This window comes from Microcoleus sp. B5-D4, from assembly GCF_036705145.1.
GTDB lineage: Bacteria > Cyanobacteriota > Cyanobacteriia > Cyanobacteriales > Microcoleaceae > Microcoleus.
The window spans coordinates 17475-43161 of record NZ_JAUBTV010000068.1; the positions used below are offsets into that span (position 1 = coordinate 17475).

Consider the following 25687-nt stretch of genomic DNA (forward strand, 5'->3'; position numbering starts at 1 on the left):
CATGAAAGCCGAAGCAAGCCCATAAATCTAAAGGCAGTAAACTCCCAATCCATAAATCTCACAACCTACTTTCGCACAAGTTACCTAATTTTTTAGCGTTGAGTTTTTGGAGTTTGAGATACAGAATCATCAGTCAAAAGTTAATAGCATAACTGATAACTGATGACTTGATGATTGAGGGGCCCTCCCAGGAGAGGGCATCTAGGGCGCTCCCCTGGCTCCCGTGGCTCCGGCTGGCTCAGATTATGCCTCCGATACCTATTCCGGTGGCAGTCCCCCCGCATCCGCCGATGCCACACCTGTGGAGCCTGTGGAGCCGTCAGCTCCGGTTGGTCCGGTTGGTAGGGTTGGTACGATTGGTAGGATTGGTCCGGTTGGTCCGGTTGGTAGGGTTGGTACGATTGGTACGATTGGTACGATTGGTCCGGTTGGTCCGGTTGGTAGGGTTGGTACGATTGGTAGGGTTGGTACGATTGGTACGATTGGTCCGATTGGTCCGGTTGGTCCGGTTGGTATGGTTGGTCCGGTTGGTAGGGTTGGTACGATTGGTAGGGTTGGTACGATTGGTACGATTGGTCCGATTGGTCCGGTTGGTCCGGTTGGTATGGTTGGTACGATTGGTAGGGTTGGTACGATTGGTACGATTGGTCCGATTGGTCCGGTTGGTCCGGTTGGTATGGTTGGTACGATTGGTAGGGTTGGTACGATTGGTCCTGTGGCTCCGGTTGGTCCTGTGGCTCCGGTTGGTCCGGTTGGTATGGTTGGTCCGGTTGGTCCGGTTGGTCCGGTTGGTCCGGTGGCTCCGGTGGCTCCTGTGGCTCCGGTGGCTCCTGTGGCTCCGGCAGCTCCTGTGGCTCCTGTGGCTCCTGTGGCTCCGGCAGCTCCTGTGGCTCCTGTGGCTCCTGTGGCTCCTGTGGCTCCGGCAGGTCCTGTGGCTCCTGTGGCCCCTGTGGCTCCGGCAGGTCCTGTGGCTCCTGTGGCTCCTGTGGCTCCTGTGGCTCCGGTGGCTCCTGTGGCTCCTGTGGCTCCGGCAGCTCCTGTGGCTCCTGTGGCTCCGGCAGCTCCTGTGGCTCCGGTGGCTCCGGTGGCTCCTGTGGCTCCGGCAGCTCCTGTGGCTCCGGTAGTTCCGGCAGGTCCTGTGGCTCCGGCAGCTCCTGTGGCTCCGGTAGTTCCGGCAGGTCCTGTGGCTCCTGTGGCTCCGGCAGTTCCGGCAGTTCCTGTGGCCCCTGTGGCTCCTGTGGCTCCTGTGGCTCCTGTGGCTCCGGTAGTTCCTGTGGCCCCTGTGGCTCCTGTGGCTCCTGTGGCTCCTGTGGCTCCGGTAGTTCCGGCAGTTCCGGCAGTTCCTGTGGCTCCTGTAAATCCTTGCACCCCTTGAACTCCAGTAGCACCAGTTGCACCCGTGACGCCCGCTACTCCTGCTAAACCTTGAGGTCCGGTTGGGCCCGGCACTCCCGCTGGACCTTGAAGGCCCGTTGCACCGGTTGGACCTGCTGGTCCGGCAATTTGCGAAGGAATGGTGATGAATCCCTCACCAGCAACTTGTAATGTAATAAAGTCCGTTTCTGTAAGGTTGACCGTACCGGGCAGCACCGCTAAAAAATTCCCTGTTACCAGTTCCTGAATTGCTGTGTTGCCATTCACAGAGACAACCGCCACATCATTAAAAGTCAACCTATCTACCAAAGCTATATGATCTTTACCTTGAGTAAAGTCCGTAATCGAATCAGCTTCGTCAGTCGTGAGTCCTCCTAGTACATTGAAGCCGCTGCCCCTCCCAACCATAAATATGTCATTGCCAGCGCCACCTGTCAGTGTGTCAACTCCTTGCTCTCCAATCAGAAAATCGTTACCTTTGCCGCCGGAGATAGAGTCATTACCCGTGCCGCCGTAAATAACATCGTCATTTTGGCCACCGAAGATGGAGTCGGAACCTTGGTTGCCGTATATGATGTCGTTGCCTTGATCTCCAAACAACAGGTCATTGCCAGCCAGCCCCCATATTTTGTCGGGTGCTTGCAATCCGCTGATAATGTCGGCATTGGGGGTTCCATTTAGAAAGTCAATTGCTGCTGTACCTAAAATATTTGCCATTATCAAAAAATACCAATTTAGAATTGTTTAATTTACTAACACTCTCAAAGGTGTTCCAGGAATATATTAGATGCACCTGACAACTCGATCGAGAAATGCAAGTTTTTTCTCGATGCTTTCTTGAAGTAGTGTTTTGCTAACACACTCGGATCAGAAGTTACGTTGAAAAATATCGAAACTTACAGGAAAATAACAATATTAATCTACAACCGTGAGCTTTGAGGTCAGACTGAACAAATACTCAACTCGTTTACTTCGTAATTGCTAATGCTACTTGTGAAACTCTAGCAAATATCTCCTAGTCTGTCAAGGAGCCTTGGTAAAATTTTAAAAAGGAGTAGATTTTGTCAATACCCCTTTGGGTAGATATATTATTAAATAATAATAATAATGATAATCAAACAAGGAGTAAGAGTGCGAAAGTCCGCCGTCTGCGGACTCTCCACCACCAGCGATTATCATTATCAATAAGTTGTTCACTCGCTCTAGTTGCAGGCGAGCGATAATAGTTGCACCGCAAGCGCACGGCAGCAGGGTAAACGCATCTTGTCAATAACGAGGGGTTTTAGCACTGCGGACTCGGCTTTATTGTTGTTTATTGAGAACGATTTATCCACGTGTAGCGCTTTTGTCTCTGCTCAAACGCTATATATGGGAATTTAAAAATTAGATGCGTTTACCCTGTTACAAAGGTTGCGTTTAACCTATAGCAGATGGCAGATAAATAGAGGATCTTGGAGTCAGTAACATCTAACAAACTGGTTGAAAAGCTGCTGTTACCGTACCTGATGAATCGGCTATCCCTTCTATAAATTTAATTATGACTAACTTAGCCATACTAAACAACAAAAAGTTACAATTGTTGCAATTAACGCCACCCAGATAAACCTATTATCTTTCGTATTAACCTGACTCAAATCTACAGGTTCCTCTACGGCTGGCTTGGGTTTAGCGTACTTGATATCAGCGTTCGGATTAGCTTGAAAATTAATTGATTGATTTTCATCTAAAGCTGCCAAATCAGGGATTTTCACCATCCATTCAGGAGGGATAGTGAGTTTGGGAGCTTCGAGAATGAACAGCAAGCGCTTTGCTTGCTGGCGGGTTTCTTGGCGGGGATGGCGGGTGAGCGCACGGCAAAGCTCGATCGCCTTTTCTGTATTGCCAGAGGCTTCGTAGGCGGTCACTAACCACATCTGCACCTCACCGCCCAACCGGGAATTTCGATCGACTAAACCGGTAGCTGTTTCTAAACTCTGCACAGCTTGAGCATACCGGCCACTCTCAAAAGCTACTTGCCCAGCTTGGTACTCAGTTTGAACAATTTCTAACTTTTCTGAAGTCACGAGCACCCACCCAATTCACAAATATTACTTCCCAAATTCCCCAAACACTAGAATTCGCTGTTGTGTTGCGACATACCCGACTCGTTGTCGCGTTTGGAACCCAGCAAGTCTAACTGGTCTACTCTAATTATAGGTAGCGAGCGATTAGCTCCTGTACTGCGGTCTTGCCAGCGATCGAACTTCAAAGAGCCTGTTACTCCAATTTGAGAGCCTTTGCGAACGTAGTCAGCAGCGACTTGCGCTGTTTTGCCCCAGATTTCCAGATTGAACCAGTCTGGCTGATCGCTGTTCTTGGTTCTGCGATTCACTGCCAGCGTCAACTTGCACAGAACTGTACCCGACTCAAAATATTTTACGTCCGGGTCGCCGCCGACGCGGCCTACTAAATGCACAACATTAAGACTCATAAACTTTTTTGGGAATGTGGTCGATCGGTGATGTAGTTAAACAGTCCATACGGGCATTAGCCTCCAAACTGAACTTGGAACAACGCTTGTGAGGCTTCATCCTGATTGTACACCGAGTTAGGAGAACATATTGATGGTGGATGATTGGCAAGTCTGCGCTCAACCTGAGCTCGACAATGTACATTTCTGACTAGACTCAGGATGAAAAACGTAATAGAATCCACCTCGGTTACACTTTTGTAACAACATTATTGCACACAATAGTATTTTAGTTTTTGGGGGGGGTACGAATCAGTGGGTCTTCTCAATCGATTTTCGTTATCTAGAGATATGGGTATCGACCTCGGTACTGCTAACACGCTCGTTTATGTATCGGGCAAAGGTATTGTTCTGCAGGAACCTTCTGTAGTGGCGATCGACCAAGATTTAAAAATACCGCTGGCTGTTGGAGAAGAAGCCAAAAAAATGCTCGGCCGCACGCCAGGGAATGTCATAGCACTGCGCCCGCTTCGCGACGGGGTAATTGCAGACTTCGATACGGCAGAACTAATGCTCAAGACTTTTATCCGCAGGGTTCACGAAGGCCGAAGCTTAGTTTCGCCACGGATCATTATTGGCATCCCCAGCGGTGTCACCGGAGTCGAGAGGCGTGCTGTCATTGAGGCGGCGACTCAGGCCGGTGCTAGAGAAGTACGGTTAATTGATGAACCCATCGCGGCGGCGATCGGGGCTGGACTGCCTGTTGCTGAGGCGACTGGCAATATGATTATAGATATAGGTGGAGGTACTACGGAAGTTGCGGTTTTGAGTTTGCAAGGTACGGTGATCAGTGAGTCTGTGCGGGTAGCCGGCGATGAACTCAATGAGGCGATCGTCCAATACATGAAAAAAGTTCACAATTTGGTCATCGGCGAACGCACTGCTGAAGAAATTAAGATTCAGGTTGGTTCTGCATATCCAACTCCAGAGGATGACGATGTAATGATGGAAGTGCGGGGCTTGCACTTACTGTCGGGTTTGCCGCGAACTGTTACTATCAAGGGCCCAGAAATTCGCGAAAGTATGTCGGAACCGCTTTCAGTAATTGTGGAAGCTGTCAAGCGTACTTTGGAACGCACCCCGCCGGAATTAGCAGCAGATATTATTGACAGGGGAATTATGCTGGCTGGTGGTGGCGCGCTGATGAAAGGTTTAGATACTCTGATCAGTCACGAAACAGGAATTGTCACTCACGTGGCAGCCGATCCTCTGTGCTGCGTGGTTTTGGGAACTGGTAGAGTATTGGAAAACAAACAGTTGGAACGGGTTTTCAGCGGGCAGTCGTCGCGTAATATGTAGTTAACAAATTTGGGATTGTGGATTTAGAAATAAATACGGCTGCAATCTCAAATCTAAAATCCTGACTTAACAATTTTAGATTAGTGAAATTATGCTAAAAAATACATTCCGAAAGTGGTGGGATCTGCGGCTGCAAATTGCTCTTCTAGGTTTCGCTGTAACTGCCGCTTGGGGAGTTCGACAAACACAAGGTGCGGCAGTATTTGAAGTTTACAATTGGGTGACTCGTCCGTTTCACGCCAACGGATCAGCGCAAGAGGAACTCATCTCAGCGCGCACTCAAGAATTGCAAGCGCAGGTATTAGAATTAGACAATCAAAATCAGAAGCTAAAAGAGCTTTTAGGTTACGTGTCGGCTAAGAAACCAGCAGGGATTGTAGCTCCTATTGTGGGTCGCAGCGCCGACCACTGGTGGCAGCAAGTAACCTTGGGGCGCGGCAGTAACGATGGCATCAAAACAGATTTTACTGTGATGAGTCCGGGCGGTTTAGTAGGCAGGGTTGTCAGCGTTACTCCTAATACTAGCTTGGTGCTGTTAGTTAGCGACGCTACGAGTCAATTGGGTGTGGGAATTACCCGCAGTCGTCACATGGGTTTTATGCGCGGGAAAGGCGGAAATCAGGCGGTGATGGAGTTTTTTGAGAATGTTCCCAATGTCAAGCCTGGGGATGTGGTTTCAACTTCTTCTTACAGTCAGTTGTTCCCTCCTGGTTTGCCGGTGGGAAAAGTGGTTTCGGTGGATATGAATAAAACTCCGGCTCCAGAGGCTGTGGTTGAGTTTTCTGCACCGATGAATGCTCTGGAGTGGGCGGTGGTTTACCCCCACTCTAAGCAAGCCGAACCGAAGGATTCGCCGAGTCAATCTTCAGCAGCATCTGAGGGAGCACAGCAATAATGAAAGCTTTATCTCGGATGTCTTCGCGATCGCGCCAATTTCTCAATTTCGCCGTTACATTTCTATCTGTGATGCTGTGCATACTGATATTGCCCACTCGGATGCCGGGAATGGAATTGTTGGGAATTGGGCCTAACTGGCTGTTAATTTGGTTGGTAGCTTGGAGTATTAAGCGGAAACGTACAGTTTGGGGAGCTGCTAGCATGGGCTTGGTTTTGGGGTTTCTTCAAGATGCGATGACGGCTCCTCATCCCAGCCACGCTGTGAGTCTAGTTGTTGTAGGAGTCTTAACAGTTGTTTTGCAGAAAACCTGGTCGATTCCGGTAGATATTGTTGAGAGAGATCCGATTCCGATCGCGTTAATTGTGTTTGGGATGGCAGTGGTAGCGGAAACGGTGATGGGGCTGCAATTTTTTTCTATGGGCGATCGGGGTTTACTGGAAATTTGGAGCTATCACCAGCGAGTGGCTTTGTGTTCTGCTATTCTTAGCAGTCTTTGGGCTCCGGTGATTTATTTTCCCCTCAATCGCTTGTGGGAAATGACCAGGAATTTAGAAAAGTCTTAGTCATTAGTCATTAGTCATTAGTCATTAGTCATTAGTCAACAGTTAACAGTTAACAGTTAACAGTCAACAGTTAACTGGAGTCATTCTACTATGACTTGTTGGCGCGAACCTAATAAGTGATGAACGGCAATAATCAAGTCGGTGAGAATGAAATTAGGCTGGTGCTTTTGGAGTTGATAGCGGCTGCGAATTCCGCAGGTAACGGCAATTGTAGGTATTCCTAATGCTTTTCCTGCGAGGATGTCTGCTTCTGTATCTCCGATCATCCAAGCCGAACCCAGCGATGACTCAAATTCTTCTGCAACTTCAGCCAACAATTCAGTTTTTAAGGCTGTATAGTTGTGATAGGCGGCATCCGCCATCTGAGTTCCGCGAATGCTGGTAAACAGTCTGGCTAAACCGTAATTTTGTAACAGTTGAACGGCTTGATTTCTCGGCCGCAGGGTGACTAAAATCAGCCGCACGCCCCGGGAGTGCAGAAGTCCGATCGCCCATTGCACTCCCGGCTGGATACGATCTAAGTGCAACAAGTCTGGCTGATTGACAATCTGACTGACGCATCCGAGAAAAACGTGAATTTCTTCTCCCGACAAGCCGGAACTTTTGGCGATTTCAGCATCGGGCACTCGGTTTTGTTTCATTTGCCAAAACTGCTGTTTGCTGAGTATTTGAAGGTTGAGGTTGATTCCCCGATCGAGATAAGCTGCTTGAGTGTCGGCTAATCCTTGTTGATAGGTGGCATAGTAGCGATCGGACACATCGACTATGGGCCCGTCTAAATCGCAAAATACCGTCATCCGGGGGGACGAGTCAGCCTCTGATGGTAGCTTGTACTGAAGGTTTTCGGAGTCTTGGGCGACAGCAGTTAACATAAAACGTTAAGTAAATCTAGGGAGTTATACATTTCTTGACTGTAGCAAAAAATGTATAAGTTATAATACATAAATTTTAATGCTTTTATTAAAAAAACCTATGAATTTTTTGAGGATGGGGTTCAATAAGGGCCAGAGAGCCTGTGCGTGGATAAATTCAAGGGAAAAAGTGATTTTTGTGGCTGTTGATATGTGCTTTAGCCATTAAAGTTTAGAATTAAGTTTTTAGTCTTGTGTAATTTACCCATGCTCAAACAAAGCGATTTTGTTAGGAATTCGGACACTAATCGAGTAGAGGTGCTGTCCGAAGCACTGCCTTACATTCAACACTTTGCCGGTCGCACCATAGTGGTCAAATATGGCGGTGCGGCGATGAAAGATAGCAATCTCAAAGACAAGGTGGTTCGGGATATTGTGCTGCTAGCTTGCGTGGGGATGCGTCCGGTTGTGGTTCACGGCGGCGGCCCGGAAATTAATATTTGGCTGGAAAAACTGGGAATTGAGCCGCAATTCAAGGATGGTTTGAGAGTGACTGATGCGGCGACAATGGAAGTTGTAGAAATGGTTTTGGTGGGGAAAGTAAATAAGGAAATTGTTTCCTTAATCAACCAAGCTGGCGGCAAAGCAGTGGGATTGTGTGGCAAGGATGCCAATCTGATTCAAGCTCGTCCAGATGGCCGGGAAGGAATTGGATTTGTTGGTGAAGTCAGCGGCGTGAAAATCCAGATTTTGGAGTCTTTGGTGAACAGCGGTTATATTCCGGTGGTGTCGAGCGTGGCGGCGGATGAAAAAGGTCAATCTTACAACATTAATGCTGACACGGTGGCGGGAGAAATCGCGGCTGGTTTGGGAGCAGAAAAGTTGATTTTGATGACTGATACTGCGGGAATTTTAGAGGATTATCACAAGCCAGAGAGTCTGATTGCTAAGTTAGATATTCAAGAAGCAAGAGAGTTGGTTGAGTCGGGAGTTGTGTCTGGGGGGATGATTCCGAAAGTTAATTGTTGTGTGCGGAGTTTAGCTCAGGGTGTGAAGGGTGCTCACATTATTGACGGTCGAATTCCTCATGCTTTGCTGCAAGAAATATTTACGGATGCGGGGATTGGGTCGATGATTGTTGCTTCTGAGTTTAGCAGCGCGAACTTAAGGCCTAAGTAAGGCGTAAATCCTAGCGTGGGGAGGGCGGGTGCGTGAAATGGGTAAACTCGCTGCGATCGCGTATATCCTAACTAAACCTGCCCCTACCAACCTTTAGAAGGTACTTTTGGGAAATTACTTTAACTAATTCTAACCGTTGTTGAATTTCAGCTTTTCTTAAACTATGAGCAAACACTTTAGAGTTTTGGATTCTGTTGCGATTCTTAAGCCGATTTCAAATACGCGATTAGCGCTAGTGGAACCAGAATACGCCTTTATTTCTAGTTTGCCAGTTGGACTTGTGGGAACTATTATTGAAGTGTATGATATGGGAAAGGAATGTCAGTATTTGGTGGAGTTTGCTGATAGTCAAGGGAGTGAATATGCTATGGCTATGTTGAAAGCTGATGAAATTTTAGTTCTGCAATATGAACTTGCAGTTGCTTAGTAATGTGAGGAGAATAGAAGTTAGATAAGGGCGATTCCCTACGGGATAGCTGCGCTTCACGCACTTTCGGAAAATAAGGGCGATCGCCTTTTAGTTTTGCACTTAAATCGCGCCATCATTTAACGTGCAGTTTCAGCTTGAATTTCTCGAATAATAGTTGATATTTCTTCGGCTGACTCTAGGTGTCTAGCCAAAACTTGAGCAGTTTTGTCCAGCAAGCGTTCCGAAAAAACTTTAGCTAAGTCTTCCCGTAAGCCTTGCCCTATATAAAACTTAAGCAATGCTTCTACAGACATATCTCGATTCGCCGCTATTTTCTGAAGTGATGCTAAAGTATCTATTGGAATGTTTAGCGAGACTATTTCCGCTGTACGAGGTCGCAATTGCAATTTTATTTCTTCTTCAGAATTGTTCATAGAATTTCCTTTTAGTGCGGGTAGCAGGACGGGAAGAAATGATGCGTATTCGCAAGCTGCGTTCTATAGCGATCCTAAATCATTTGTATAATTCTGGTAGGGGCAATCCCCCCGTGGTTGCCCCTCTCTATCTGGGGTAGGCACAGGGGCACTACCCCTACAAATTTTGTGAATCATTTAGGATCGCTATACATAAACAACCAGTAATAGGCGTTGAGTGCGGGAGTAACCGAGGATAAAGTTACGCTGTTCGTCATTAGCCGTTGCATCTCCCTCCTGATAGAATGGATCGAAGAAAACTTCTGCGGCTTCTTCAAAGCTAACGCCATGCTTTTCTAGGTTAATCTGAAATTTGTTTGTGTCCCATTCAAACTCAACGCCTTGAAGTCTGTACACACTATCCAGGCTTCGATATTAACATTATTTAAATAAGAGCGATCGCACTTTCGGACAATAAGGACGATTCCCTACGGGATAGCTCCGCTTCACGCACTTTCGGAAAAAGAACAATTGCGCTACACTCAAGACATTATGAGACTGCTTTGAGGTATTGCGTTACAGGCTTCAAATCGATGTCATCGTTGGAAGTCAGTATTTTAAATAAATGACGCGGGATGCCGGCTGCAATCAAAACTTCCAAATCGCGATCGAGCTTTGAGCAGTTCTCATAAATGCCGACTTGCCTGACTTACGCAAGCTAAACAGGCCTTTCATTCTCCCGCGAACTAATTGCAGAAAGCGATCGCCCATTGATAGAGTTTCAGTGCTACACTAAAATTACAGCCTTGTTCGGTGGCAATTACGTGATACCCTACTTGCACGAGGAAAATACATGGTAACTACGCTCGAAATTGACAAAACTCTTCTTCAAGAAGCCCTTGATTTGAGTAACCATCAAACACCTACTACATTAATCGAAGCAGCTTTACGCGAGTACATCCAACGTCGCAAACAATTAAAAATATTAGAATTGTTTGGTACTATTGAATACGAGGAAGATTATAACTACAAGCAACAGCGACAAACAACATGAATGTTCTTGTTGATAGTTCGGTTTGGTCGCTGGCTTTGCGGCGTAACACAACAAATGATGCGATCGCGATCGTTAAAGTCCTACGCGATTTGATTGCAGATGGACGAGTTGTTTTACTGGGGGCTATTCGTCAGGAGGTGCTTTCTGGGGTGCGCTACAAGGAACAGTTTATTCGATTACAAGAGTATCTTCGTGCTTTTCCTGATTTAGAGCTAACAACTGAAGATTATGAGTTAGCCGCAGAGTTTTTCAATACCTGTCGCAGTAATGGCATTCAGGGTTCAAATACTGATTTTCTGTTATGTGCCGTTGCTCATCGTCGTGGTTACAGCATTTTCACTACTGATAAAGATTTTGAGAATTTCCGATCGCACATTCCTGTTGTATTGCTATGAGGGTAATTTCTCAGTTTATATCTTAACTTAGAGATGCCGATCGCACTTTGGGATTTGAGATGTCCGAGGGCCGATCGCACTTTGGGAAGGAAAGGGCGATCGAGCTTTGACGAGTCCTCATAGATGCCGACAAACTGGCTTACGCAAGCTAAAGATTCATCTTTCGGGTCATTGGTAGTAATGTCGGTAATTTCTTTGCTATACTTAAAGCATCGTCCGAAAGCGTTTAAAAGGAGCAAGAGTGTCAGCCAAAGATTACTATCATCCAGTTGTGAAACAGGCACTTGTTAAAGCTGGCTGGAAAGTTACTCATGACCCGTTGTTATTGAAATGGGCTAAGCGAAAACTATTTGTAGATATCGGAGCAGAAAAACTGATTGGCGCTGAAAATAATCAGTCTAAGATAGCTGTTGAAGTTAAAAGTTTTATCAGTGACTCTAAAATTTTAGATTTAGAGAAGGCTTTGGGACAATACATTCTTTATCAGAAAATTTTAGAACAAACTGAACCGGAAAGAACGCTCTATCTTGCCATACCTGCGATGTCTTTTGAGGAGCTTTTTATTGAAGATAAGTTTGCCGATCTTTTATTGGTCGATAATCATTTGAAGTTGATTGTTTTTAATCCACAAATAGAGGAGATTGTTAAATGGATACCCTAGTAGATTGCCGCCAGATTGTTAAAGGGATTCTCACTGAATACTCAGGGTTTTTTGCTTCTGAAATTGAGGTACAAAGTCAAGTAATTTTCGATTTAGAGAACGATCGGTATATGTTACTATCAATGGGATGGTTTCAGGGGAGAAGAATTCACGATTGTGTTATACACATGGATATTATCGACGGTCAAGTTTGGATTCAAGCCAATAATACCGATCGCTCGATCGCTGAAGAATTAGTAGCAGCGGGCATTCCCCCTAAGTTAATTGTTTTAGGACTTCAACCGCCAGAAGTAAGAGCTTATACAGCTTATGGCGTACCAAATTCCATACAGTCTCAAGAATTATTGCAAGTGGGTTAAATTTGCAGGGGAAGAGCGATCGCCCTTTTGGTTATTTGGAGGAAAAGGGCGATCGCACTTTCGGACAATAAGGGCGATCGAGCTTTGACGAGTCCTCCTAGATACCGACTTGCCTGACTTACGCAAGCTAAAGTAGCAGCGAAGGATGGATTTGGGACAAGAGACGGACGATCGCACTTTGGGACAATAAGGGCGATCGTACTTTCTCTAACTTTACTTAACTGGCTTCCAACTATTGAGAGATTCCCGAATCGAACTTAATTGGCTGAGGTACTCAATAAGCTTGGCTTTTTGATACTCAAGACGAGCTAGAATTTCCGGCGCTTCTGCTTCTTTCGTTTCCCGTTCCTTCAAAACGCGATCGAAGTCATTCTGAAACCTGTTGATATAATCATTGATTTGCCGTTCTGCACTTCGGAAATCAGCTTCCACCTGTTTTCCAATGACTCGCTCTAACAGTTTTTTATTTCTAGCTGTCTGCTCATCTATTTTGCGGTTGATCGAATCTAATGTTTGGCGTAAATCAACTTCAAAGAAGGAGCGATTTTCCGTTACAGGAACATCAGCATGATAGACTTCATCTGAATTGCAACAGCGACTTTTTCTCCCTGTTTCTTTCTTGCTAGTTCCGACAACTACTGCTAATTGGACATCTTTAATCCGTGCATCAATTCCGGGAAAATCAAAGCTGGGAAATTGAATCGGGTTGATGTTTAGTTTCACCTGCAAAGCATCGCCCAGATAAGCAGACAGTTCATCTGAGATTTTTTGGATATCTTTTTGAATTATTTTGGCTAACTCTTTGCGAATATTTGTTCCATCTCGAACAAGCTCATCTTGAGTATCTATCCACCAATTATGAATGTGTGGCGCACAAAACTCATTGATAGTTTCAACAATTTTCCCAGCTTCTGCCTTCGTTTTACACCGGATAATGCACGGATCGAACTCTTCACTATCAACAATCTGTTCAGAGGCAGAGGTACTGAAAGCTTGTGGAATAGACTCACCCAGTATATCCAACAAGGATGCACCTAACTTAAAGACTCTCCCTAGGCTTTGACCAAAGCCAGGGATTAATTCTAATACGGCTTCTCCCATGTCTCCTACTCTTTGTCCCCAGCCTATATTATCAGATGTTGCTGGTGGTAGTTGACGACTTTGTTGAGTTTTTTTTGGCTTTGGAGAGTTGGCGGAACGAGACTTTGCAATTTTATCTATCTCACTGGCTATCTGAGCTTTAGCCTCATTAGCAAATGTGGTAATGCCTTGACTAAATCCTTTGATTAGTGTTTGCTTCTGTTCCTCTACAGTTTTCTTTACAGATTCAATGTTCGCCCTCGCATTCTCCGAACGTCTTCTGTAGTCTTCTACTTTTTCTTTTAGGGCTTCAATTCCTATTTCCCAACCCCTAATCTGTGTATTCTGAGTATCCTCAATTGCCTTAGCAGCTTTATCAAGTTCTGCCACAACCTCACTCAATAGATTCCAGCCTGAATTTTGCGTAATCCTTTGAATGACTGTTTCTTGAATGCTCGGAATACCGCTATCTTGCAAAGCTCTTGGTGCAATCTCTTCAGGTAAAGGAATTACTCTCCTACCTTTTTCATCTCTCTCAGCATATTTGGCACTAAAGAAATCCTCAAAATCTTTTATCTCCTTTTCAGTTGCTTTTCCTTGCTGAATCAGTTTCGCTAAAAGTCCTTGTCGAGAACTAGCAGGGTAAATAACTGGATTGCAAAAGCCAAAGCCAACTAACTCTCGCTCTAAATCTTTAATGACATCAACAATTTCTTTGTCTCTCTCTGTTTTTTGGTCAACTTTATTCAAAATAAAGTAAATTTTTCCCGTGTTCTCAGCTATAAAATCCTTACGATTTTCAACTACATCCTTAAACAAATCAGCCACTGCATTATCTTTGTAGGAAGCGTAGTTTAAAATAAACAGGATGGCATTGCAGGTTCGCAGTGCTTCTAGTGCTGTCTGCTTCAGTTCATTTATGTTGAAGTTTGCAGACTCCCACTCATTAGGGCCGGGAGTATCAACTAAGGTAAAGCCTGTGAGAGAAGATAATTGGCTAATTGCTTCAATCGGATGCTCTATCTCAAAGCGTGTAGTGTTATCAGGATTGCCTTGTTCTCGGATTTCACGGGTACGCTGCAGGAATTTTTGCTGAATTTCGCCAGCGCCACCCTCAACAAGAATGACTGGTTTCTTTTGTCCTTCTCGATACTCTAAAAGTTTAGGAGTTTCGCCTGGTTTAATGTGTCGGACATCTGTGCGGCAGATAGTACAGGCGGCCGTTTCACTCGCCAGTACATCAGCACCGATGATAGAATTTAAGAAGGTGCTTTTGCCAGCTTTCATTGCTGCTATGACGGCTACTTGATACTTCTGATCTTGCAAAGCCTTTAAAGCTTTGTTGATTTCATCTTCAATGCTTTGTAGTCCTTGACTTTCATCTCCCTGAATGCGGAGTCCGTCACGGAATTCTTTGAGATATTTTAAGAGGAAAGTGCCTGTACTGTCAATGCTGGTGTATGCTGCTTGAAATTCTTGAGAAGACATAAGTTAATAATCTTGATTGAATAAAATATGAGAACAGACACAAAGATAATTGCCTGAGCGTTTCCAGTCGGTTTTAACTGAGGTATTGCACCATTCTCAATAAGCCTTTTAGGGACGGGCAGGATGCCCATCCCACGAAAAATTCACTCTTTGTGGAACGGACGGGCAGGATGCCCATCCCACAAGAAATTCACTCTTTGTGGAAGGGACGGGCAGGATGCCCATCCCACAAGAAATTCACTCTTTGTGGAACGGGCATCTTGCCCGTTATTGACAATGGTGCAAACTGAAGTCCCTGGCGCGAGTCAATGTTTAGTCGTCAGAAAAAGCCTTGCTAATCCCGTAAAATGCCAAACCTGCTAATGCACCTACGGCTATACCAACGGGCCCAGCAGCAGCACCAATACCAGCACCTCCGCCAACGGCACCAACTGCCGTCAAACCTGTAGCAGCTACCACACCAGCACCCGCAGCAGCACCCGCAGCAGCGGAACCTGCCGCTTTCGCTATTTCATCACCTTTAGCCATTGAAATACCTCAGTGTAAGGAACAAAAACTAACTTTTTGACTAACGAAAGTTAACTAAACAGGCAAAATTTGAAATATCACGATCGCACTTTCCCGCTTTTCTAAGTATTTGCACTTAGATGATGAGTCGGTAATTTAATACTAGACTACCTATTGTTAGCAAACAACTAACAAACGCTAGCAATTTCGGTTATGCTATCGTTAGCCACATCTCAACACACCCGACAATGGCATCAAAAGAAGACTTATTTGCCGAAGCCGCCAAACACTGGGACTTAGAAAGGCTGTACCAAGCTTTTGCAGAAGCTAAACGGCAAATCTCTCCTCGATCGCGCAGGGGACTCACAGAAACAGAAAAACTCTACCTGCGAGGATTGCTTTCCGGTTGCAGTCCCGCCGAAATCGCCCGCCAACTGTTTCAGAGTTCCAAAAGTGCAGAGGTTTATTTATGTAAAACTTTATACCAATATGTTAAAAAACTCGCAGATGTACCTAACGAACCTGTAGGAAATTGGCGCAATATTTGCGATCGGCTACAGGAAGCCGGATATAAAACTCAGTCTTCTCCTGAATTTAAAATAAATAATTCTGTACCTACAGAAGCATTAATAAAGATAGTTAATATAGGTTTTAAAGAAAGTACAGTATCAATTGATATCAACATTCGACTAGAATTCCCCTCAACTTCAGAAACTCCGAAAAAAGAAGATTTGGATAAAGAGGATTAGATGGGCGATCGCCCCTATAACTAATCTAACTGAAGGGATCTCGCCCCTCAACCACCAATCTTATAGAAAAGCTTTGCGCTCTAATCATACCCTCAACCAAACAGTATAAATGGTATAATTATAATCCAGAGCGATTCCTTCACATGGGAGGTTTTAAAAATGAGATTTATCAATCCCAAAACAGATTTGGCATTGAAAAAAATCTTCGGCGACGAACAAAACAAAGAAATCCTCATCAGTTTTCTCAACGCCATCCTCTACCAAGGTAATTCGGCGATCGAATCTTTAGAAATCCTCAATCCCTATCAACCTCCCAAAATTAGAGGAGTTAAAGATACTTACTTAGATATCCGAGCCAAGCTGAATAACGAGCCAACAGTCATTATCAAAATGCAGGTATTGAATGTAGAAGGCTTTGAAAAGCGGATCTTGTACAATGCTGCTAAAGCTTATTCGATTCAACTAGACACGGGAGTAGATTACACGCTACTCAATCCGGTAATTGCCTTAACTATTACTGACTTTGAAATGTTTCCCAATCTCGACAAAGTAATTTCCCGCTTTGTCCTCAAAGAAAGAGATTATCTGGTTGACTATCTAATTTACGATATCGAGTTAGTGTTTGTTGAATTACCGAAATTTGGCAAAAAATTAGAAGAATTAGAAACTCTAACCGATAAGTGGATATATTTTCTGAAAAATGCCAAAAGTTTAGAAGTTGTACCGGAACAAATGGGAGAAGTCCAAGCAATTCAGAAAGCTTTTGAAGTTGCCAATCGCGCCGATTTAACCCGCGAAGAGTTGGAAGATTTAGAACATCAGGAAATTTACATACAAGACCAGCGGAATGCTACTATTAAAGCTGTGAAGCAGGCTGTGAAAGCAAAAGCGATCGACATTGCCAAAGGACTTCTGGATGTGTTAGATGAAGCAACAATTAGTCAAACAACAGGATTGAGTATGGAGGAAATTCAAAAGTTGAAACAAGCCAGGTAAAAAGCGATCGACTATCAAGAATCCTTCGACACTTCCTCAAACTCTTCAGCATCCCCCGGCAAACCCGAACCCTCGCTACCCCTCAACCGTGGCGATTCCCCATTACTCGCACCCGCACCGTAAACCCCAGAATACCTATCCTCCAAACCCGAATCCCTCAGCGAAATCGCACTTCTTTGACTCGGCGACAATCTATCTGTCGATCGGCGATTTGTCCCAGAAATCGGCGGCTTCCGAGTTAAAGTTTTCCAAGCAGCCTTAACCCCAGTCACCAGGCTGCGAGTAGTTACCTGCACATTTTGCGCCTGCTTTTTGGCGCTACCAATACTTCGATCGACCTGTTTGACAACCTCGCCCGCACTTTGTACTCCCTCGCTGACATCATCCGTCAACTCGCTAATTTCCAGCCCCGTCAACCGAATCGCCTCCAAAGTGGGCGGAAATTCGCGAGAAAGCGTGTCAGCGAGCTTTTCCACGCTGCGGGCCGCCCGGGCCAGCGCTTGCACTGCAGGTATTAAAGTCACTAAAACAGCAGTCAGGCTAACTGCCACTAGCAAAATCGAAAGTCCTAGCCAAAATATGGGATCACTCACTTGAATCTCGGATTGGGGGTTGAGAATTTCATGCCATTTAGCGGATGGGAGGGCGCGACGGGGGACTCACTTCAGCTTCAGTTTCCGCCAGTGTTTGGCGTTCCCGCTGAGTCGCTTCCAAACCGGCCGCGATCGCCTCTTTGAGTCTAATCAAAGTTTCGTCCCAATTTCGGATTGCAGTTTCAGAAAGTCGATCGGCCTGCAACTGCACGCTAGTCGATAAATCCTCCGCCAACTCCGGCAAAGCATCGGCCGATTTTTTCAATATCTGCCGCGTCTCCTTGCCCGGTCGCGGTGCCATCAGCAAGCCAGTCACGGCCCCGATCGCAGAACCCACAAGCAAACCGCCAATAAATAATCCTGAACGTTTAGTTGACATTTTTATAACTTCTCTCCATACACCAATTTTAGGGGCGTTTGCCCGATCGCAGCCCTTTACAAAGGTAGAAATATTGTTGAAAATCCTACGGAGTTAGCACGGGCGGCAGTTTTAGGATAGCTTACCTCAAACGTCGATCGCGCCTGGGCCAAAGCATCCGTCCCAAACCCAGCAATCCCAAAAGTTGCTGAACCTGTTGCAGTTGCAATTCTAGTTGTTGATAACGCCGTCGCAGTTGGCGAGTACCTTGCTGCCTTTTACCAAGGAAATCCGGCGACGTACTGAGGACATTGCTGCTACAGCGTTCGATTGCTGCGATCCGAAGTTCCAAACGTGCGATCGTCCGCCTAATTTTCCCCACCTTCGCAGCGATATAAAAACAGACAAGAGATATCATTAAATTGATAATTACCACACCAGCCAGCATTATTTTACCTGCTTTCAACTAATCCCTTTCACCATCTCAATAACCTGTCAGTCGTCTTCAGACGACTTAAGCTTTGAGGCAGGGGTTTAAACCCCTGCCGGACTGCCGGACTGCAACAGCCCCAAGATACCCCTTGTAAAAGTTTTAAGCCTGAGACATGGCAGGCAAACAAACCTTAGTACCGCCCAAGCCGCAATAACCGTTCGGGTTTTTAGCAAGATACTGCTGATGATAGCTTTCTGCGTAATAAAACTCAGGAGCATCAATAATTTCAGTAGTAATCTTGCCATAACCGGCCGGAGTCAAAGCCTGCTGGTAGGCATCGCGCGAAGCTTCAGCTAGCTGCTTTTGGCTGGCTGAATATGTGTAAATTCCCGATCGATACTGAGTACCCGAATCATTGCCCTGACGCATTCCTTGAGTAGGATTGTGACTTTCCCAAAAAACTTTGAGCAGCGTTTCGTAACTAATTACTTTCGGATCGAACACAACCAGAACTACTTCATTGTGTCCCGTCATCCCGCTGCAAACTTCGTTGTAAGTAGGATTCGGAGTAATCCCCGCCGCGTAGCCAACAGCCGTCGAAAAAACTCCATTTTGTTGCCAAAATTTGCGTTCTGCTCCCCAAAAACAGCCCAGGCCAAACAAGGCAGTCTCCATGCCGTTTGGAAAGGGAGGTTTGAGCGGATTGCCGTTAACAAAGTGACTTGCCGGTACCGACATCGACTCTGCCCGTCCCGGTAATGCCTCTTGGGGAGAGGGCAGGCTCGACTTTTTGCCAAATCCAAATAGCACCATAAGTTTGTGAGGGGATCTCTGATAAACGTCTTTACCTTACTTAATAATATCAGATGTATACTGAAAATAGTGGCCCTCTTAAAGGTAGAAGCTAAAAACCAGAAGGCCGATTTTTTTTACGGAAGGTTTTTGGTGATATTGCTCACTGCTAACTTAGTTTTAAATCACATTAGGGAGTGTTCTACGTCACCAAAACATACTTAAAATATCACTTATTGTTGAGGTATAAATCACGCGGATTTTAGGCAAAACAGCCGATTATTAAAGGTATGGTGTTGTAGTAGTTATTCAATACCATTTATTGGGAGTGTGTAGAAATGGCCGCTAAACCTTGCAGTCAACCTTTAAAATCTAATCCGTTTATTACTTACCGCGACCCAATTACAGGCAAGTGGATTGTCGTAAGTCAAAATTTGCCCCAAGCCGCAGAACAAGCACAGCTAGCAGCCGCTTGAGTTTTCCTCTTAATTTTATACCTGAAAAATCAACTATAATTTCAGATTGCGTAGGGGCGGGTTTTACCAACCATCTATGTCGGAAACGAATAATCTGACAAACCCGCCCTCCCAAGACGAACAATCCAAATGTACATTTTTTCCATTCGTTCACAGACAGCGTTGATGTAGATTATTCATTGTGTGGGGGCGGGTTTATCTAGATTGTTTGCGCTTCTTAAATATTATTGGTAAAACCCGCCCCTACGGGTATTTATGGTTATTTAATCGGAGTTAATTTCATCTCTTTTTGCAGTTCCAAATACCGATAGAGATATTCCGAAACTATCCCGTGCAAAAACAAGTCGCGTGCCGCATTAAACGGACTGTTTGGCGCTAGCGGATGGCGATTGACAATTACATGATTCCAGTCGCAATTTCCGATAATCTCGCTGACGTACACTCCGAAGTTTTCATCTAACTGAAGCGACATCACTGCTCGCGCAAATTCGTCGCTAGTCAAACACAAAGAATAAAAAACTTTAAACAATTCGATCGCCGATTCTAAATCCAGAATGTTTAGCCATCTGCGTTTTTCAAAATCTATGGCAACTTCTACAGGTTGAATGCTATCATAATTTATTCCCCGTTTTTTGACGACTTGCAACCAGTTAGGATTTGTCAGCATTGCCTGGTTGTAATCCCAGACAAAGTTATAGAGAATTAAGTCGTGTTCGAGAAACGCATTCTCAGCTAAATCGCTAACAGTGCGCGGATAAAGCTTTGACTTTTCTATCTGGGTGTCGGGGCCGTTGTCAATCAAGAAGTTGATAATGTTGGAGCCGATGCAGATGTGTCGGACAATTAAATAACAAGCTTCTGGCGATACAAAATTATTTAGGAAAAATGCAGCCGATTTGTGCATTAAAGTGTAAGCGCGGAATTGAAATGGCAACAGGCGCTTTGTTGTCATAATTACCGCCAGCAACAAGTTAGCAATTACTTTGATCGGAATCAGCAAATAACTGCGAGTCCAGTTTTGCAAATCCCGGATCATGTAGGCTTTTGCCACTAAATCGACGGGAATAGATCGATCGCAAAACAGCACATCCCAAACATTCGGATCTCGGCGGTTGTAGGGTTTAGTAGCGTAAGGAATTTTTCGCTCATCTGGGAGATTTTCGGTATCTTGTTTTTGCAGCTTTTGCATTAGCCTATTTCCTCCAATTGCAGCAAATATAAACGAGCAGTAACGCGAGCGGTTTTGACAATGCGACGGGCAATATCATCTGTCATCCATTCGGCATTAATCAAATTTTCCAGTTTGGCTAAATGCGACTCGTCATTCGATCCGTGATAAGCTAAAAACGATACTTGTTCTGATTGCAAACCGAGAGTTTCTTGAATTTGTCTTGCCCACTTTCCCGCCAACTGATTGCCCAAACCTTCGATAATAAACATACTGCCAATTAAATCAACCGGATTGTCCCGCGATGCTTGGTGAAAGATAAAAGCTGATAGCGCTTCGCTGCCAATATTCTTATCATATTCCACAATTTTTGCCAATTCACCGCCCACAGAAACATAATTTTGTTCTAGCATTTGATAGTCGCGATGTTCGTCTTGGGCATGGCCGATAAAAGTCGATCGCAGGCGAAAGTCACTCATGTTAGAAGCAGCGCGAGCAATCCAGCGAGCTCCCTCTACAACTTGCGGCCGGAGATTGCACAGCAAAGCTTGATAATCTTCTATTGTAAACTCTCCGCGGTACAATTTGCGGACAATAGGAACAGAACGAATTTCGCGCTCGAACTTCAGCCAAATCCAGGCTAACTCCCGCAACAAATAAGCTTGCGGAGAGTTGGGGTGTTCGGGTTTAACGCTTTCGAGAGGCGAAGCTTCCGGAACCTCATGAAAGTTAGAGAATTGAGAAATCATAGGCTTATGGGTATTTTCCACAGCAGTTAACATCATATATGCCGTTGTAAAGCGCCCGCTTTCCGGGACAAAACAAAAGATTTTCTGTCCCGGCTGCAACTTGCCCGAATTGAACAATTCCTCTAACATTAAATAAATCGAGGCGCAGCCTGTATTTCCCCGTGTGTATAAGTTGGTAAACCATTTTTCTTCAGGAATCATGCAGCCTGCTTGTTCCAGAAGTTCTACAATTTGCCCCCGGAAAAAGTGAGACGAATAGTGGCACAGCAGCCAGTCGATTTCCTGCGGACAAACTCTCCCGGCTTTAATCAACCGCAGCCAACCTTCAACGCCTAATTTCATTACATTGTCCAGCAAGCGAATATTTTGCCGCAAGTCAAAAGCTCCTGCTGTGGCTGCATCGAGGTAGGAGGAATAATCCAGCCAGCTTTTAGTGGATGTTTCGTTGGCTAATCCTGAATACATACAAACAGGATAAGCATTGGCGTGAGAAACGAGTTCAATCCATTCTATTTTTAAACTAATTCCTGTTGCGCTGGGATGGTTTTGGAGCAACAATGCTCCGGCACCGTCGGAGAGCATCCAGCGGAGAAATTCTGTATCGAAAGGCAGGATTTTTCCCGCTTGCAGTGAAGTCTCTGTTTCAAATTTGGTGTTTTTGAACAGGCGCGAGGGAAATTCGGAAGCGACGGCAATGGCGGTTTGTTTTTTGCCGAGTTCGATTTGAGAGGCGGCGTAATTTAAAGCACTAACTCCGGCACAGCAAACTCCTTGAGTTGAGACTATTTCTAGGGGAGATAATTCGGAAAGTTCCCCATGTACTGTGCTGGCAAATCCCGGTACTAATAAATCTGGTAAAGTAGTAGCGCAGGCCAATAAGTCGATCGCCCCTGGTTCCAGATTTGACTGAGAAATCGCGTCACGGACGGCAAACGCTGCCATTTGGCTGTTAGAATATAGTGTTTGCTGCTGTTTGTCGATCGCGTAGTAGCGCTGTTGAATCCCGTTGCTGTTGAGAATTCGCTGCCTGACTCTCGAAGGGCGCGAGGCAATTTTGCCAAGATATTCTTCCATATCATCATTATTAATCGGTTCTCCCGGCAAAAATTTTCCAATCCGATTGATATAAGCACTGTACATGGCGTAAACCTCCAAAGTTGCTAATTTAGTCGGGTGCGTTGGTTTCTTAAATCAAGCCAGAAAACATCTAAAATTGATTGTGCTTTGGGAAGCAGTGAAGTTGCAAGGAGGAAGCAGCTATCTTGTAGAGTCGCCGGAAATCAGGCAAGTTGAGCAACAGCGACAACAAGTTACCTGAAGCGGGGTGAAGTTTTATGTAATTGAGCCAATATGTAACTAGAGTTCCTTCGCAGCTTCCCGACTGAAATGGATATTGCAAAACTAGATACTTGGTATTCTCCTTCTCAACGCCGCACGGTTGTTTCGCTGTTGATGAAACGAGTAGGCGTAACTCGCACTAGGGCTGAATGCTTTATCAGGCTTTGGGTTTACTTATCGGTGAAACAGCTTCAGGAAAGCCAGCCCCGTCTCAAACCACCGCTGGCGAAACTGGAAGTGCCAGCAACAGAAGTGCAGTGCACTCACCGGGAAGCCGCCGAACTATTTTACTGCGATTCCGATCGCGGGAGCGATCGCGCCGCCGGAATGATGTTAGATAAATTAGCAGCACTCGGATTAATCGCAAAACACTTTGATGGTAACGCTACGGCAATTCAAATTCAACCAGTTTCAGAAATTTTAGAAACCGCCGAACCTCAAAAGCCTGTACAACTCGAATTAGATGATTTCAACCCTCGGTGCGACGCAATTATCGTTGCCAATTTATTAGCTACCAATTACAACTGGATGAACCGCAACACTAACGCCGTTCCCCACAAAATTGCTAAAATCCTGCGGCTTTTGGCCGATAAATACTCAAAGGGAATGCGAGTTTTGCGCCGCTCAGATAATCTCAATCCAGTCGGGTTTTACTTACTTTATCCCACAGCTAGCGAATCAGAAGTCAATTTTTTTAACGCTCCTAGCAAAAGCCTTCATTTAAGTTCTATTTCCGATATCGATCCTTTCAAGATGGCGCTACCAGGAGATCAAAATTGCCAGTCAGTATTTGTCCGCAGTTGGATGATCGATCCGCAGTATTTGTCAGAATACCGCATTGCTTTTCTCGAAGACGCACAAAAAGTTTTAGGCGAAATGCAAACAGATTTTCCCAATCTTTGCGACTTGTACACCCTGATGATTCACCCCATGTACGAAAAACAGTCCCTGGCTTTGGGATTTCAGAAGACTAGCAGCGATAGTCAATTATCTGTTTATTGGATGTATCTAGCATTGGATAGATTTTTAGCGTTGGATATCAAGGAAGCATTAGTTAAACTGTAAGATGATTCGGCGATGATTCGGCGGTTGAAACCGCTCCTTCTCAAACAAAGTCCGCCTACGCGGACTAAGAAATAAGGAGGATATTCTACTCGTTACCAGGCAGAGCCTGGTAACGCAGCTCCACAGGCTCTGCCTCCAATTTTCGCAAGCAAGCGAGGCAGAGCCTCTGTACTTCGGTTCCCAGGCAGAGCCTGGGCAACCAGTTAATCGCCGAATCATCTTGTCTATAAAACTTCCCGCCCCAAATAGGGTTGTAAGGCTTCCGGCACTTTTACAGTTCCGTCTGGCTGCTGGTAATTCTCCAAAATTGCCGCCATTGTCCGGCCCACAGCTAAACCGGAACCATTGAGGGCGTGAACGAATTGAGTGCCTTTTTTACCCGCTTCTTTAAAGCGAATATTTGCCCGCCGCGCCTGAAAATCTGCCACGTTGGAACAACTCGAAATCTCGCGGTATTTGCCCGCCGATGGCAGCCACACCTCTAAATCGTAGGTTTTGGCGGCCGCGAAACCTAAGTCGCCGGTACACAGTGCGATCGCCCGATAAGGCAATTTCAGCGCCTGCAAAACTCCCTCAGCATCCTGCACTAACTTTTCGTGCTCTGCCTCGGAGGTACTCGGATGCACAAGTTTTACCAATTCAACTTTATTAAATTGGTGCAATCGAATTAATCCCCTCGTATCTTTGCCGTAACTGCCAGCTTCGCGGCGAAAACAAGGAGTGTAAGAACAGTGATAAATTGGCAACTCTTCGGCTGTCAAAATTTCACCTCTGTACAAATTGACAACCGGAACTTCGGAAGTAGGAATTAACCACAAATCATCTTGGTCGCACTTGAAACTTTCTTCAGCAAATTTGGGTAATTGACCCGTAGCAGTGAGGGATTCTGTGTTAACTAAAAATGGGGGAATTACTTCTACATAACCGGCTTTTGTGTGGCGGTCTAGCATGAATTGAATAATCGCTCTTTCCATGGCTGCACCAGCTCCCATTAAGCTCACAAAGCGGGGCTGAGCAATTTTTACTGCCCGTTCAAAGTTGAGAATTCCTAATTTTTCGCCGATTTCCCAGTGCGGCAAAATACCGGAATTTTGGGGAATGTATTCGTCTCCCCAGCGCCGGATTTCGACGTTTTCCTCTTCATTTTTGCCGATCGGCGTTGAGGAACCCGGCAAGTTTGGCAGCGGTAGCAATAAAGCTTCTATTTGAGCTTTTAGGTCTTTTTCCTCTGCTTGCAATTCGTTCGATTCAGTGCCGACTGCGTTGCCTTCTGCCTGCAGTTCCTGAATTTCGGGAGATTCGAGGGGTAAACCCGATTTTCTTTTTTGACCGATGAGTTTGGCAATTTCGTTGCTGCGGGCTTGTAGTTGCGATCGCTTGCCTTCCAACTCCCGCTGCTGTTTGTCTAATTGGACGATCGGCTCGATTTCATAGTTACCTCCGCGCAGGTTGAGGCTTTCTTGCACGGCTTGCGGGTTTTCTCGGATTAATTTGAGGTCTAGCACAGATTTATTCTAAATCTTAAATTTTAGATCGGCTGGGACAGAACGAGATGATATAAAAGCTTTGTTAATCATTGGCATATTAAATCATAATTTATTCTGACCTAAAATCGTCGTTGGGTGTTACCCCTGAAGGGTGACACCCCACAAATGTATGTTATAGTTGCAAATATTAGTAGATGCACCCTGATAATTTTCTACCCCAGCCAGCGATGGTAGGGGTTTTTTTGTTGTGTGGCATGGAATTGAAGCCCTGAATGCACTATCAGTCTAAAAAAACCCGGTTTCTCGCGATTATCGTCTCAAATGAGGCAATTACGTCAAGAAACAGGGTTTTTGCGTCCTGGACTAGGTTAGGATCGCGAATTAAATAACTTACAATTTTAATTGTTATTGTGGGATGGGCGTCCCGCCCGTCCAAAAAGGACG

29 protein-coding genes are annotated in these 25687 nt (G+C 45.3%); 13 read left to right on the plus strand and 16 right to left on the minus strand.

Going from position 1 to position 25687, the window contains the following annotated elements; all coding sequences use genetic code 11:
- Nucleotides 1-258: 258 nt before the first annotated feature.
- The 4 genes from QUB10_RS25025 to QUB10_RS25040 all read right to left on the minus strand — a co-directional run bounded on the left by QUB10_RS25025 (nt 259) and on the right by QUB10_RS25040 (nt 4028).
- The gene (locus QUB10_RS25025; protein WP_333205920.1) at nt 259-2091 is read right to left on the minus strand and encodes a hypothetical protein; all 1833 of its coding nucleotides are present in this window, start codon (nt 2089-2091) and stop codon (nt 259-261) included.
- 824 nt (nt 2092-2915) lie between these two features.
- Nucleotides 2916-3437, minus strand: coding sequence for a tetratricopeptide repeat protein (locus tag QUB10_RS25030; protein WP_333205921.1), 522 nt, complete (start codon nt 3435-3437; stop codon nt 2916-2918).
- Nucleotides 3438-3484: 47 nt separating this feature from the next.
- The gene (locus QUB10_RS25035; protein ID WP_333205922.1) at nt 3485-3844 is read right to left on the minus strand and encodes a single-stranded DNA-binding protein; all 360 of its coding nucleotides are present in this window, start codon (nt 3842-3844) and stop codon (nt 3485-3487) included.
- On the minus strand, nt 3834-4028 hold the full coding sequence (locus QUB10_RS25040; RefSeq protein WP_333205923.1) for a hypothetical protein: 195 nt from the start codon (nt 4026-4028) through the stop codon (nt 3834-3836). The genes QUB10_RS25035 and QUB10_RS25040 overlap by 11 nt, the downstream gene beginning before the upstream one ends.
- A 146-nt stretch (nt 4029-4174) precedes the next feature.
- Here QUB10_RS25040 and QUB10_RS25045 point away from each other — a divergent pair, with 146 nt between their 5' ends.
- From QUB10_RS25045 to mreD, 3 genes are all read left to right on the plus strand, one after another.
- Nucleotides 4175-5182 carry a rod shape-determining protein gene (locus QUB10_RS25045; protein WP_006632285.1) on the plus strand — a complete coding sequence of 336 codons (1008 nt, stop codon included), beginning with the start codon at nt 4175-4177 and terminating at the stop codon, nt 5180-5182.
- Between the two features lie 91 nt (nt 5183-5273).
- Nucleotides 5274-6077: a rod shape-determining protein MreC gene (mreC, locus tag QUB10_RS25050; protein ID WP_333205924.1), complete on the plus strand. Its 804-nt coding sequence runs from the start codon at nt 5274-5276 to the stop codon at nt 6075-6077.
- Nucleotides 6077-6643: a rod shape-determining protein MreD gene (gene mreD / locus QUB10_RS25055; protein ID WP_333205925.1), complete on the plus strand. Its 567-nt coding sequence runs from the start codon at nt 6077-6079 to the stop codon at nt 6641-6643. The genes mreC and mreD overlap by 1 nt, the downstream gene beginning before the upstream one ends.
- An 80-nt stretch (nt 6644-6723) precedes the next feature.
- On the opposite strand, the gene QUB10_RS25060 is transcribed toward mreD, so the two are convergent.
- Nucleotides 6724-7515 carry an HAD family hydrolase gene (locus QUB10_RS25060; RefSeq protein ID WP_333205926.1) on the minus strand — a complete coding sequence of 264 codons (792 nt, stop codon included), beginning with the start codon at nt 7513-7515 and terminating at the stop codon, nt 6724-6726.
- Nucleotides 7516-7761: 246 nt separating this feature from the next.
- Between QUB10_RS25060 and argB the strand changes: the two genes are divergently transcribed.
- Entirely contained in the window at nt 7762-8673 is a 912-nt protein-coding gene (gene argB / locus QUB10_RS25065) for an acetylglutamate kinase (RefSeq protein WP_333079227.1), read from the plus strand.
- A gap of 163 nt (nt 8674-8836) precedes the next feature.
- On the plus strand, nt 8837-9100 hold the full coding sequence (locus QUB10_RS25070) for a DUF4926 domain-containing protein (protein ID WP_333156511.1): 264 nt from the start codon (nt 8837-8839) through the stop codon (nt 9098-9100).
- A 119-nt stretch (nt 9101-9219) separates the two neighbouring features.
- On the opposite strand, the gene QUB10_RS25075 is transcribed toward QUB10_RS25070, so the two are convergent.
- Nucleotides 9220-9516, minus strand: a complete 297-nt coding sequence (locus QUB10_RS25075; protein ID WP_333205927.1) for a hypothetical protein — start codon at nt 9514-9516, stop codon at nt 9220-9222.
- A gap of 186 nt (nt 9517-9702) precedes the next feature.
- Entirely contained in the window at nt 9703-9912 is a 210-nt protein-coding gene (locus QUB10_RS25080; protein ID WP_333205928.1) for a BrnT family toxin, read from the minus strand.
- Nucleotides 9913-10348: 436 nt separating this feature from the next.
- Between QUB10_RS25080 and QUB10_RS25085 the strand changes: the two genes are divergently transcribed.
- The 4 genes from QUB10_RS25085 to QUB10_RS25100 all read left to right on the plus strand — a co-directional run bounded on the left by QUB10_RS25085 (nt 10349) and on the right by QUB10_RS25100 (nt 11964).
- Nucleotides 10349-10549, plus strand: coding sequence for a type II toxin-antitoxin system VapB family antitoxin (locus tag QUB10_RS25085; RefSeq protein ID WP_333144406.1), 201 nt, complete (start codon nt 10349-10351; stop codon nt 10547-10549).
- Nucleotides 10546-10944 (plus strand): type II toxin-antitoxin system VapC family toxin, encoded by a 399-nt coding sequence (gene vapC / locus QUB10_RS25090; protein WP_333144407.1) that lies wholly within the window; start codon nt 10546-10548, stop codon nt 10942-10944. The genes QUB10_RS25085 and vapC overlap by 4 nt, the downstream gene beginning before the upstream one ends.
- A gap of 241 nt (nt 10945-11185) precedes the next feature.
- Complete coding sequence (locus QUB10_RS25095; RefSeq protein ID WP_333205929.1) at nt 11186-11605, plus strand: element excision factor XisH family protein; 420 nt, start codon at nt 11186-11188, stop codon at nt 11603-11605.
- On the plus strand, nt 11593-11964 hold the full coding sequence (locus QUB10_RS25100; protein ID WP_333205930.1) for a XisI protein: 372 nt from the start codon (nt 11593-11595) through the stop codon (nt 11962-11964). The genes QUB10_RS25095 and QUB10_RS25100 overlap by 13 nt, the downstream gene beginning before the upstream one ends.
- Before the next feature lie 213 nt (nt 11965-12177).
- Here QUB10_RS25100 and QUB10_RS25105 read toward each other — a convergent pair whose 3' ends face one another.
- Nucleotides 12178-14532, minus strand: coding sequence for a dynamin family protein (locus tag QUB10_RS25105; protein ID WP_333205931.1), 2355 nt, complete (start codon nt 14530-14532; stop codon nt 12178-12180).
- A gap of 312 nt (nt 14533-14844) precedes the next feature.
- Nucleotides 14845-15060 (minus strand): hypothetical protein, encoded by a 216-nt coding sequence (locus QUB10_RS25110; RefSeq protein ID WP_333205932.1) that lies wholly within the window; start codon nt 15058-15060, stop codon nt 14845-14847.
- A 227-nt stretch (nt 15061-15287) separates the two neighbouring features.
- Here QUB10_RS25110 and QUB10_RS25115 point away from each other — a divergent pair, with 227 nt between their 5' ends.
- Together QUB10_RS25115 and QUB10_RS25120 are read left to right on the plus strand one after the other, a co-directional pair.
- Complete coding sequence (locus tag QUB10_RS25115) at nt 15288-15788, plus strand: DNA-binding response regulator (RefSeq protein WP_333205933.1); 501 nt, start codon at nt 15288-15290, stop codon at nt 15786-15788.
- 159 nt (nt 15789-15947) lie between these two features.
- Nucleotides 15948-16784 carry an Rpn family recombination-promoting nuclease/putative transposase gene (locus tag QUB10_RS25120; RefSeq protein WP_333205934.1) on the plus strand — a complete coding sequence of 279 codons (837 nt, stop codon included), beginning with the start codon at nt 15948-15950 and terminating at the stop codon, nt 16782-16784.
- A gap of 14 nt (nt 16785-16798) precedes the next feature.
- On the opposite strand, the gene QUB10_RS25125 is transcribed toward QUB10_RS25120, so the two are convergent.
- From QUB10_RS25125 to msrA, 4 genes are all read right to left on the minus strand, one after another.
- Nucleotides 16799-17377, minus strand: coding sequence for a DUF948 domain-containing protein (locus tag QUB10_RS25125; protein ID WP_333205935.1), 579 nt, complete (start codon nt 17375-17377; stop codon nt 16799-16801).
- A 37-nt stretch (nt 17378-17414) separates the two neighbouring features.
- A complete protein-coding gene (locus QUB10_RS25130) occupies nt 17415-17756 on the minus strand; it encodes a YtxH domain-containing protein (protein WP_333205936.1) in 342 nt (113 codons plus the stop codon).
- A gap of 121 nt (nt 17757-17877) precedes the next feature.
- A complete protein-coding gene (locus QUB10_RS25135; protein WP_333205937.1) occupies nt 17878-18201 on the minus strand; it encodes a hypothetical protein in 324 nt (107 codons plus the stop codon).
- A gap of 126 nt (nt 18202-18327) precedes the next feature.
- Entirely contained in the window at nt 18328-18981 is a 654-nt protein-coding gene (gene msrA, locus QUB10_RS25140) for a peptide-methionine (S)-S-oxide reductase MsrA (protein ID WP_333134197.1), read from the minus strand.
- A 317-nt stretch (nt 18982-19298) separates the two neighbouring features.
- Between msrA and QUB10_RS25145 the strand changes: the two genes are divergently transcribed.
- A complete protein-coding gene (locus QUB10_RS25145) occupies nt 19299-19436 on the plus strand; it encodes a hypothetical protein (protein WP_333205938.1) in 138 nt (45 codons plus the stop codon).
- A gap of 259 nt (nt 19437-19695) precedes the next feature.
- Here QUB10_RS25145 and QUB10_RS25150 read toward each other — a convergent pair whose 3' ends face one another.
- Nucleotides 19696-20625, minus strand: a complete 930-nt coding sequence (locus QUB10_RS25150) for a DUF6999 family protein (protein ID WP_333205939.1) — start codon at nt 20623-20625, stop codon at nt 19696-19698.
- A complete protein-coding gene (locus QUB10_RS25155; protein ID WP_333205940.1) occupies nt 20625-22493 on the minus strand; it encodes a 3-oxoacyl-[acyl-carrier-protein] synthase III C-terminal domain-containing protein in 1869 nt (622 codons plus the stop codon). The genes QUB10_RS25150 and QUB10_RS25155 overlap by 1 nt, the downstream gene beginning before the upstream one ends.
- A gap of 246 nt (nt 22494-22739) precedes the next feature.
- Here QUB10_RS25155 and QUB10_RS25160 point away from each other — a divergent pair, with 246 nt between their 5' ends.
- On the plus strand, nt 22740-23756 hold the full coding sequence (locus tag QUB10_RS25160) for a hypothetical protein (protein WP_333205941.1): 1017 nt from the start codon (nt 22740-22742) through the stop codon (nt 23754-23756).
- A gap of 224 nt (nt 23757-23980) precedes the next feature.
- Here QUB10_RS25160 and serS read toward each other — a convergent pair whose 3' ends face one another.
- A complete protein-coding gene (gene serS, locus QUB10_RS25165) occupies nt 23981-25261 on the minus strand; it encodes a serine--tRNA ligase (protein WP_333205942.1) in 1281 nt (426 codons plus the stop codon).
- Between the last annotated feature and the right edge of the window lie 426 nt (nt 25262-25687).

What these genes read in the sequence shown, in the direction of transcription:
- QUB10_RS25025 (WP_333205920.1), bottom strand. Translation starts at nt 2,091, where the DNA reads ATGGCAAATATTTTAGGTACAGCAGCAATTGACTTTCTAAATGGAACC.
- QUB10_RS25035 (WP_333205922.1), bottom strand. Translation starts at nt 3,844, where the DNA reads ATGAGTCTTAATGTTGTGCATTTAGTAGGCCGCGTCGGCGGCGACCCG.
- QUB10_RS25040 (WP_333205923.1), bottom strand. Translation starts at nt 4,028, where the DNA reads ATGTACATTGTCGAGCTCAGGTTGAGCGCAGACTTGCCAATCATCCAC.
- QUB10_RS25045 (WP_006632285.1), top strand. Translation starts at nt 4,175, where the DNA reads ATGGGTATCGACCTCGGTACTGCTAACACGCTCGTTTATGTATCGGGC.
- mreC (WP_333205924.1), top strand. Translation starts at nt 5,274, where the DNA reads ATGCTAAAAAATACATTCCGAAAGTGGTGGGATCTGCGGCTGCAAATT.
- mreD (WP_333205925.1), top strand. Translation starts at nt 6,077, where the DNA reads ATGAAAGCTTTATCTCGGATGTCTTCGCGATCGCGCCAATTTCTCAAT.
- QUB10_RS25060 (WP_333205926.1), bottom strand. Translation starts at nt 7,515, where the DNA reads ATGTTAACTGCTGTCGCCCAAGACTCCGAAAACCTTCAGTACAAGCTA.
- argB (WP_333079227.1), top strand. Translation starts at nt 7,762, where the DNA reads ATGCTCAAACAAAGCGATTTTGTTAGGAATTCGGACACTAATCGAGTA.
- QUB10_RS25070 (WP_333156511.1), top strand. Translation starts at nt 8,837, where the DNA reads ATGAGCAAACACTTTAGAGTTTTGGATTCTGTTGCGATTCTTAAGCCG.
- QUB10_RS25075 (WP_333205927.1), bottom strand. Translation starts at nt 9,516, where the DNA reads ATGAACAATTCTGAAGAAGAAATAAAATTGCAATTGCGACCTCGTACA.
- QUB10_RS25085 (WP_333144406.1), top strand. Translation starts at nt 10,349, where the DNA reads ATGGTAACTACGCTCGAAATTGACAAAACTCTTCTTCAAGAAGCCCTT.
- vapC (WP_333144407.1), top strand. Translation starts at nt 10,546, where the DNA reads ATGAATGTTCTTGTTGATAGTTCGGTTTGGTCGCTGGCTTTGCGGCGT.
- QUB10_RS25100 (WP_333205930.1), top strand. Translation starts at nt 11,593, where the DNA reads ATGGATACCCTAGTAGATTGCCGCCAGATTGTTAAAGGGATTCTCACT.
- QUB10_RS25105 (WP_333205931.1), bottom strand. Translation starts at nt 14,532, where the DNA reads ATGTCTTCTCAAGAATTTCAAGCAGCATACACCAGCATTGACAGTACA.
- QUB10_RS25110 (WP_333205932.1), bottom strand. Translation starts at nt 15,060, where the DNA reads ATGGCTAAAGGTGATGAAATAGCGAAAGCGGCAGGTTCCGCTGCTGCG.
- QUB10_RS25115 (WP_333205933.1), top strand. Translation starts at nt 15,288, where the DNA reads ATGGCATCAAAAGAAGACTTATTTGCCGAAGCCGCCAAACACTGGGAC.
- QUB10_RS25120 (WP_333205934.1), top strand. Translation starts at nt 15,948, where the DNA reads ATGAGATTTATCAATCCCAAAACAGATTTGGCATTGAAAAAAATCTTC.
- QUB10_RS25130 (WP_333205936.1), bottom strand. Translation starts at nt 17,756, where the DNA reads ATGTCAACTAAACGTTCAGGATTATTTATTGGCGGTTTGCTTGTGGGT.
- msrA (WP_333134197.1), bottom strand. Translation starts at nt 18,981, where the DNA reads ATGGTGCTATTTGGATTTGGCAAAAAGTCGAGCCTGCCCTCTCCCCAA.
- QUB10_RS25145 (WP_333205938.1), top strand. Translation starts at nt 19,299, where the DNA reads ATGGCCGCTAAACCTTGCAGTCAACCTTTAAAATCTAATCCGTTTATT.
- QUB10_RS25150 (WP_333205939.1), bottom strand. Translation starts at nt 20,625, where the DNA reads ATGCAAAAGCTGCAAAAACAAGATACCGAAAATCTCCCAGATGAGCGA.
- QUB10_RS25155 (WP_333205940.1), bottom strand. Translation starts at nt 22,493, where the DNA reads ATGTACAGTGCTTATATCAATCGGATTGGAAAATTTTTGCCGGGAGAA.
- QUB10_RS25160 (WP_333205941.1), top strand. Translation starts at nt 22,740, where the DNA reads ATGGATATTGCAAAACTAGATACTTGGTATTCTCCTTCTCAACGCCGC.